The following is a 6,354-nucleotide window of genomic DNA, read 5'->3' as shown; positions in this document are numbered from 1 at the left end:
GCATGATCGCCCGGTCGGAGGCCTGCTCCGCCGGCGTCGGCTTCGGGTCCGGCTCGCCGCCGGTGGCCAGGCCGAGCCGTACGCGATCCTCGCCGGCCAGCGCGATCAGCGGCCCGAAGGCCTCGCCCTCACGCAATTCGCCACTGGCCAGCCCGTCGTCGCCCATGACGATCTCATTGCCGGGACCAAGCCGTTTGCCTCTAAGCAGGCCGGCCAATTCCAGCGCCTTGGTGTTCGCCCACATTGTGTGGTGGTCGGGCGCCGCCATGACGAAGGGACGGTCCGGCAGGATCCGGTCGAGGTGATGGCGGCTGACCCGCTCAGTCGCCGACAGGATGGTATAGTCGGCGCCTTGCGCCTGCAGGACGGATAGATCCGGCCGCTTTGCTGCATAATGGCGAACAGCATCGCAAAGCGCATCGAAACCGTGGATGCCCATCAGCTGGAGGTGATCGAGCTCGGCCGCGCCGGCGAAAAGATGCATATGCGCTTCGATGAAGCCGGGGACGACCGAGCCGCGCTCGGCGTCGATAACGCGCGTGCCGGGTCCCTTGTGCTCCAGTACGGTCGCGCGATCTGCGATCGCAATGATTTCGCCGTCCCTGATAGCTATGGCTTCGGCGCGGGGAGTATCGGGATCCATCGTCAATATACTGGCGTTCTCGACGATCAGATCGGCCGATAGCGGCATAATTTTCTCCCGTTTGAGCTTAGGCTAGCAGAGTATTGGCGCCTGGCAAGCCGTCCGCTGCCACTCGCAACAGCGGTCCGGAATGCTCTTGGCGGCGCTGAAACTCTCTGCCACAAAGCAGTCCCTCAACGACAGATACGCAACTCGAAGAGCGAACCGGCCGCCAAAATGAAGACTGTTTTCTCCCCTCTCCACGCCGGCCATGCCGGCAATTTCGAACTCATTTCAGGCGCCATCGTGCCGGCCTTCGAGAAGCCCTCGCGCGCCGAGTTTATCAAGGCGAGGGTGGAGAGCGAAAAGCTCGGCCCGATCCTGCCACCCGAGACCCACGACCTCGCCGCCGCCAGGAGAGTGCACACCAGCGACTACATCGATTTCCTGCCGACCATATGGCCGCTCTGGGAAGCGTCGGGCCGGACAGGTTCGGCCATCCCCTTCACCTGGCCGACGCGCGGCTTGCGCGGCGATGTACGCCCCAGCACCATCGATGCGCTGCTTGGCTTTTACTCCTTCGACGGCGGCGCCACCTTCGTCAAAGGCACCTGGGAGGCGATCAAGTCGTCCTATGACGTGGCGCTGACTGCGGGCGCCCTGGTCAAGGACGGCGAGATATCAGCCTTCGCGCTCTGCCGCCCGCCCGGCCATCATGCCGGTGCTGCCTTCATGGGCGGCTATTGCTACATCAACAACGCCGCGGTTGCCGCGCAATGGTTCCGCGACCAGGGCGCCAAGCGCGTCTCGATCCTCGATGTCGACTACCATCACGGCAACGGCACGCAGGAGATCTTCTACGGCCGCGGCGACGTGCAGGTGCTGAACCTGCATGGCGACCCGATGACCGAATATCCGTTTTTCCTTGGCCATGCCGACGAGCGCGGCTCAGGGCCCGGCGAAGGCTTCAATGTCAACTACCCCATGCCGTTCGGCACCGCATGGGACGCCTGGAATGCTTCGCTGGAGGACGCCTGCGCGAAACTTGCGGCTTACGCTCCCGAAGTCGTTGTCGTCTCGCTTGGCGTCGACACGTTCGAGAAGGACCCGATCAGCAAGTTCAAGCTGAAAAGCGGCGACTATCCCAAGATTGGCCGTCGCATCGCCAAGCTCGGCCTGCCAACGCTGTTCGTCATGGAAGGCGGCTATGCCGTCGAGGAAATCGGCATCAACGCCGTCGGCGTGCTGACCGGATTCGAAGATCGGTAATGGATGTCGCCCATAGCCTGCCCCTCGGGCGTTTTGATCCGAGGGTGCGCAGCGGTTTGAGATCACGACATTCGTAAAAATTTAGCAGGCCGCAGTCGCATCGGCTGGCCCAAAGTCCGCCCTCACCGAAGCGCTTCACGCCGCCTGCAAGGGTGGCCGCTGACTTGTTCCAGCGTACGCTATCCTGTTGTTGGACCATGATCTCCTTTGAAAAGGCCTTCGCCCTTTGCGAAGTCATGCTCTACCTTGAAGGAACGGTATGAGGGGATCGATTCTGGAAGAAGGCAGCATTTGAAGTCGAGCCGGACAGCGAACGCGTCTCGGCGCTGGCGCCGTTCCGGCACGGCATTTTCCGCGCCGTATGGTCCGCCAGTCTGGTTTCGAATTTCGGTGGCCTGATCCAGGGCGTCGGCGCCGCCTGGATGATGACCACGATCGCCACCTCGTCCTATCAGGTCGCGCTGGTCCAGGCCTCGACCACCTTGCCGATCATGCTGTTTGCGCTCGTTGCCGGTGCCATCGCCGACAGCTTTAACCGGCGCAAGGTTATGCTGATTGCCCAGATCTTCATGCTGGTCGTCTCGGTTCTGCTGACCGTGTTCACCTATCTTGGCTTGATAACGCCGTGGACGCTGCTCGCCTTCGCCTTCCTGATCAACAGCGGCACGGCGCTTTACAACCCGTCATGGCAGGCTTCTGTCGGCGATATGGTGCCGCGCGCCAAGCTGCCGGCTGCCGTCGCGCTCAACTCCTTGGGCTTCAACTTGACGCGCAGCGTCGGCCCGGCGATCGGCGGCATCATCGTTGCCGCCGCAGGTGCTGCAGCGGCTTTTGCCGCCAACGCTTTGAGCTATGTCGGGCTCCTCATCGTGCTTGCCCGCTGGAAGCCGGACCTGCCAGCCTCGACACTGCCGCGCGAGACGCTGGGGGCGGCGATGGGCGCCGGCCTGCGCTACGTCGCCATGTCGCCCAATATCGGCAAGGTGCTGGTCAGGGGTGCGGCTTTCGGCTTCAGCGCCGGCGCGGTTCTGGCGTTGCTGCCGCTGGTGGCGCGCGATGTCGTCAAGGGCGATGCCTTGACCTACGGCATCATGCTCGGTGCGTTCGGTATCGGTGCCGTCGGCGGCGCGCTGATCAGCGTCCGGCTGAGGCAGATCCTGTCCAGCGAGACGATGGTGCGCATGGCATTCGCCGGCTTCGCGCTTTGCGCCTTCAACGCCGCCGTCAGCGACCACGCCTGGCAGACGTCGCTCGGGCTGCTCATCGGCGGCGCCTGCTGGGTGATCGCGCTGTCGCATTTCAACGTCACGGTGCAGATGTCGACGCCGCGCTGGGTGGTCGGCCGGGTGCTCTCGGTCTATCAGACGGCGACCTTCGGCGGCATCGCGCTCGGCAGCTGGATTTGGGGTGTCGTCGCCGATGCGCATGGCGCCGAATTCGCGCTGATCGGGGCTGCCGTCGCGATGCTAACGGGCGGCGCGATCGGCCTCTTGCTGCCTTTGCCGCAGCAGGCAGTACTCAATCTCGACCCTACCAACCGTTTCAAGGAGCCGCATCTTGCGCTCGACCTAAAACTGCGCAGCGGCCCCATCGCCATCATGATCGAATACATCATCCGCGAGGAGGACGTGCCGGAATTCCTGGCCACCATGGCCGATCGCGGCCGCATCCGCCGCCGTGACGGCGCCCGCAACTGGACGCTGGCGCGCGATCTCGAAAATCCCGCAATATGGATCGAGCACTACCACACGCCGACATGGCTCGAATACATCCGCCACAACAAGCGGGCCACCCATGCCGACGCCGTTGTCGGCGAGCGCGTACGGGCACTGCACAGCGGCGACGAGCCGCCGCGCGTCCGCCGCATGATCGAGCGTCCGACAACCGCCGGCACGGCGATCGTCATGCCGAAAGGACCGATCGAGCATTAGGCCGTGCCGGTGTGTCCAGTTGGATGAGCACATGACGCTCTAAGCTGATGGCTCACACGTACCCTAACCGGCGCGGCCCACCCGCGCCTTAGGATGCAGCGCGCAGGCTCGTACGGACGCGCCGCCTGCTTGTGGCCCGAGCCTTCTCCGCCACGACACCGGTGATCTCGACCACGCCGTTCTCATGCGGTCTGGCGTTTGTGGCCTTGTGGAGACGCTCATAGGGCAACAGTTCCTTGACCCGAGCATCGAGCAACGCGACTTCGGCTCGCAGATCCTCGCATTCCTGCCTCTGGACATCGAGCTGTATCTGTTCGGATGCCTGCTGCAGGGAAAGCTGCGAAAAATTCGCGCTCACCGTCGAAAGGTGTATCTTGTCGTTTTCGTTCTCCTTTCTGAGAGCGGACAACCTTTCCTCCGCAATTTGCTTTTCGGCCACAGCGTCGCTCCATTGAGCCTTGAGATTGGCGATTTCGCTGGCGGCTTGACTGTTCTCGTTCGAGGCAATTTCCAATCGTGATTGGAGGTTGCGAATTTCAGAACGCAGGCCGCCGATCTCCGTGAAACTACGCGCACGCTCGGCTTCCCTGTCACTTTCCATGATACGGGCCGCTTCCGTCATTTCCGACAGCTTCGCTTGCGCGATATCGAGCGATTTCTGCAGCCGCATCTCCTCTTTCTCGCTCTTGCCAAGCGCAGCCAGCAGTTCCGAAAGTCGCGTCGCATCACTGGCATGAATTGTCGAGAGTTCATCCAGCCTGTGCCGAGCCTCAGCTTCCCGTTTCAGCGCCTTGTCGAGATCGATCGACAGGCTGACATGCTTTTCCCTTAGGATGTCGTTCTCGCGTGCGCATCTGTTGGCCTCGGCCGTTCTGGCCGAAAGCGTTTTGACGAGATCGCCGAACTCCGCTTCGCGTTCTGCGCTCGCATTGCCTGCCACAACGAGTTCCAGTCTTGCTGCAGCCAGCGCACCGCGAAGTGCCTCCTTGTCCTCGACCAGGCTTGTCTCGCGCTGCTGCAGGGCCTCGACAGCACTTTGACGCTCGCGCTGCTTTTTGGTCGCGTCGTGGAGCTGCTCCGACAGCACTCTTTGCTGCGTGGTCAGGCTGACATTTGCCAGTTCCAGTTCGTTGGCGCGAAGAATGTCCCCGTGAAGCAGCTTCAGGAATTCGCCTGTCAGATGATGTGAGGTCGCGATCTCCGACAGTTTCGTGTTGATCTCCTCCAGATACTCCCGCGCATCGTCAAAGAGCCCATCAACGGCATTTAACGCAGCCAGTCGGGTTTGTGCGTGGGAAGTCAGCCGTAATGCGATCTCGGGAGTGTCCGCATCGTCCTCAGGCTGAGAGTTGTCATTCTTTGCCGCGAGATTCTCATCCGGGACGTCATTCAACGGCGATTGGTCGTCTAGCTTGAGACACTCATCGAACGCATTCGCCAAATCGGCTTCGAGCTCCTTGAACGCTCTGTCCACCTTCTCGGCACGCTTGATCAGACTTTTGATTCTCATGACTGAACATCCCCCTCTTGTAGCGCCATCATGGGGTCTTGATCCTCGCCTGCCAGATACGGGTTCATCCTACCTCCCCTGACGCGGTCGCCGCGTGAGATGACCGCTCTTGAATCTGCTGTCATGGTCCCGTTTACACCACCCTGAGCGCATGAGGCCGAGTCCACGCTAGGGACAGGCTTGGCCACTGTCCTCGTCTGTTTGAATGAGGCAAACCGTGTAACTGCCCTGATTGTCGCCCGCTTTCGGACAAACAACCGGAGGAGCGTCCGTCAGAGTTCCAGGCACGACGTGACAGGCGGGCGACTGGGCGCGCCCTGACCTTCGCCCGACAGATCTCGCGGAGCAGCTCACTGCGGCGATAAAACCATCTTCATCTCGGGGAACCGCGTTGACGTAAACGTCAACCCAAAGCTATATGCGCCAGCGACCGTGATCGCGAACTACGCAAGACGGCGACTTCGGCCAGATCGAAGTGCCGACCTGCGACAAACGCAACGAGACGAGGAGAACGGCCATGGGCGTTCAGGAAATTGCCGACAAGATCAGCGCGCGCGTGGCGAGTGCCGGGTTCGATCGTTCCGTGAAATTCGACACCGGCAGCGACGGTGTCATCGTCATCGATGGCGCTGATGTCTCGACCACCGACGCGCCGGCCGACTGCACCATAAAGCTTTCGCTCGACGATCTGGAGTCGCTGATTGCAGGCGATCTCAACCCGACCATGGCGTTCATGTCCGGCAAGATAAAGGTCGAAGGCGACATGAGCGTCGCCATGGCACTGAGCCAGCTGATCGGCTGATCCAACCAATTCGGGATGAAAACAAGCCGCCGCCCGATGGAGGGCGGCTTGTTGCCGATCCGTCAGGCAGCGAGCGGCAGCCGTTGTGCTTTCAGCTTGCGCCCTGCCGCCCTCAGTGTGCCCCGCGCCTCGGCGAGCGCGCCCTCCGCCAGTTCCAGCGCCAGCAGGCGGTGCCGCTCATAAGGGCCTGGCATGGCCAGGGCGCCGGTCTTCTCCGCCG

At 62.2% G+C, this 6,354-nt stretch carries 5 protein-coding genes and 1 pseudogene; 3 read left to right on the top strand and 3 right to left on the bottom strand.

Annotated features, from left to right (window positions below; genetic code table 11):
- Positions 1-691: amidohydrolase family protein (locus EOA85_RS24300; RefSeq protein ID WP_164759847.1), on the bottom strand; the 691-nt coding region annotated here is incomplete at its 3' end.
- Between the two features lie 168 nt (positions 692-859).
- Between EOA85_RS24300 and EOA85_RS24295 the strand changes: the two genes are divergently transcribed.
- Both EOA85_RS24295 and EOA85_RS24290 read left to right on the top strand, forming a co-directional pair.
- Positions 860-1,891, top strand: a complete 1,032-nt coding sequence (locus EOA85_RS24295) for a histone deacetylase family protein (RefSeq protein ID WP_127211455.1) — start codon at positions 860-862, stop codon at positions 1,889-1,891.
- Between the two features lie 326 nt (positions 1,892-2,217).
- Positions 2,218-3,822, top strand: coding sequence for an MFS transporter (locus tag EOA85_RS24290; protein WP_127211454.1), 1,605 nt, complete (start codon positions 2,218-2,220; stop codon positions 3,820-3,822).
- An 88-nt stretch (positions 3,823-3,910) separates the two neighbouring features.
- Here the strand turns inward: EOA85_RS24290 and EOA85_RS24285 are convergent, their stop codons facing one another.
- Entirely contained in the window at positions 3,911-5,332 is a 1,422-nt protein-coding gene (locus EOA85_RS24285) for a hypothetical protein (protein WP_065007573.1), read from the bottom strand.
- A 517-nt stretch (positions 5,333-5,849) separates the two neighbouring features.
- Here EOA85_RS24285 and EOA85_RS24280 point away from each other — a divergent pair.
- The gene (locus EOA85_RS24280) at positions 5,850-6,134 is read left to right on the top strand and encodes an SCP2 sterol-binding domain-containing protein (protein ID WP_029349714.1); all 285 of its coding nucleotides are present in this window, start codon (positions 5,850-5,852) and stop codon (positions 6,132-6,134) included.
- Between the two features lie 62 nt (positions 6,135-6,196).
- On the opposite strand, the pseudogene EOA85_RS39270 reads toward EOA85_RS24280, so the two are convergent.
- A pseudogene (locus EOA85_RS39270) lies at positions 6,197-6,354 on the bottom strand (N-acetyltransferase); the annotation flags it as partial.

Origin of the sequence: Mesorhizobium sp. M5C.F.Ca.IN.020.29.1.1 (assembly GCF_003997375.1) — a bacterium.
GTDB lineage: Bacteria > Pseudomonadota > Alphaproteobacteria > Rhizobiales > Rhizobiaceae > Mesorhizobium > Mesorhizobium wenxiniae.
This window is presented reverse-complemented; position numbering and strand designations above follow the sequence as displayed.

Bases quoted from the DNA above. Each gene is read 5' to 3' on its own strand.
- EOA85_RS24295 (WP_127211455.1), top strand. From the start codon at position 860: ATGAAGACTGTTTTCTCCCCTCTCCACGCCGGCCATGCCGGCAATTTC.
- EOA85_RS24285 (WP_065007573.1), bottom strand. From the start codon at position 5,332: ATGAGAATCAAAAGTCTGATCAAGCGTGCCGAGAAGGTGGACAGAGCG.
- EOA85_RS24280 (WP_029349714.1), top strand. From the start codon at position 5,850: ATGGGCGTTCAGGAAATTGCCGACAAGATCAGCGCGCGCGTGGCGAGT.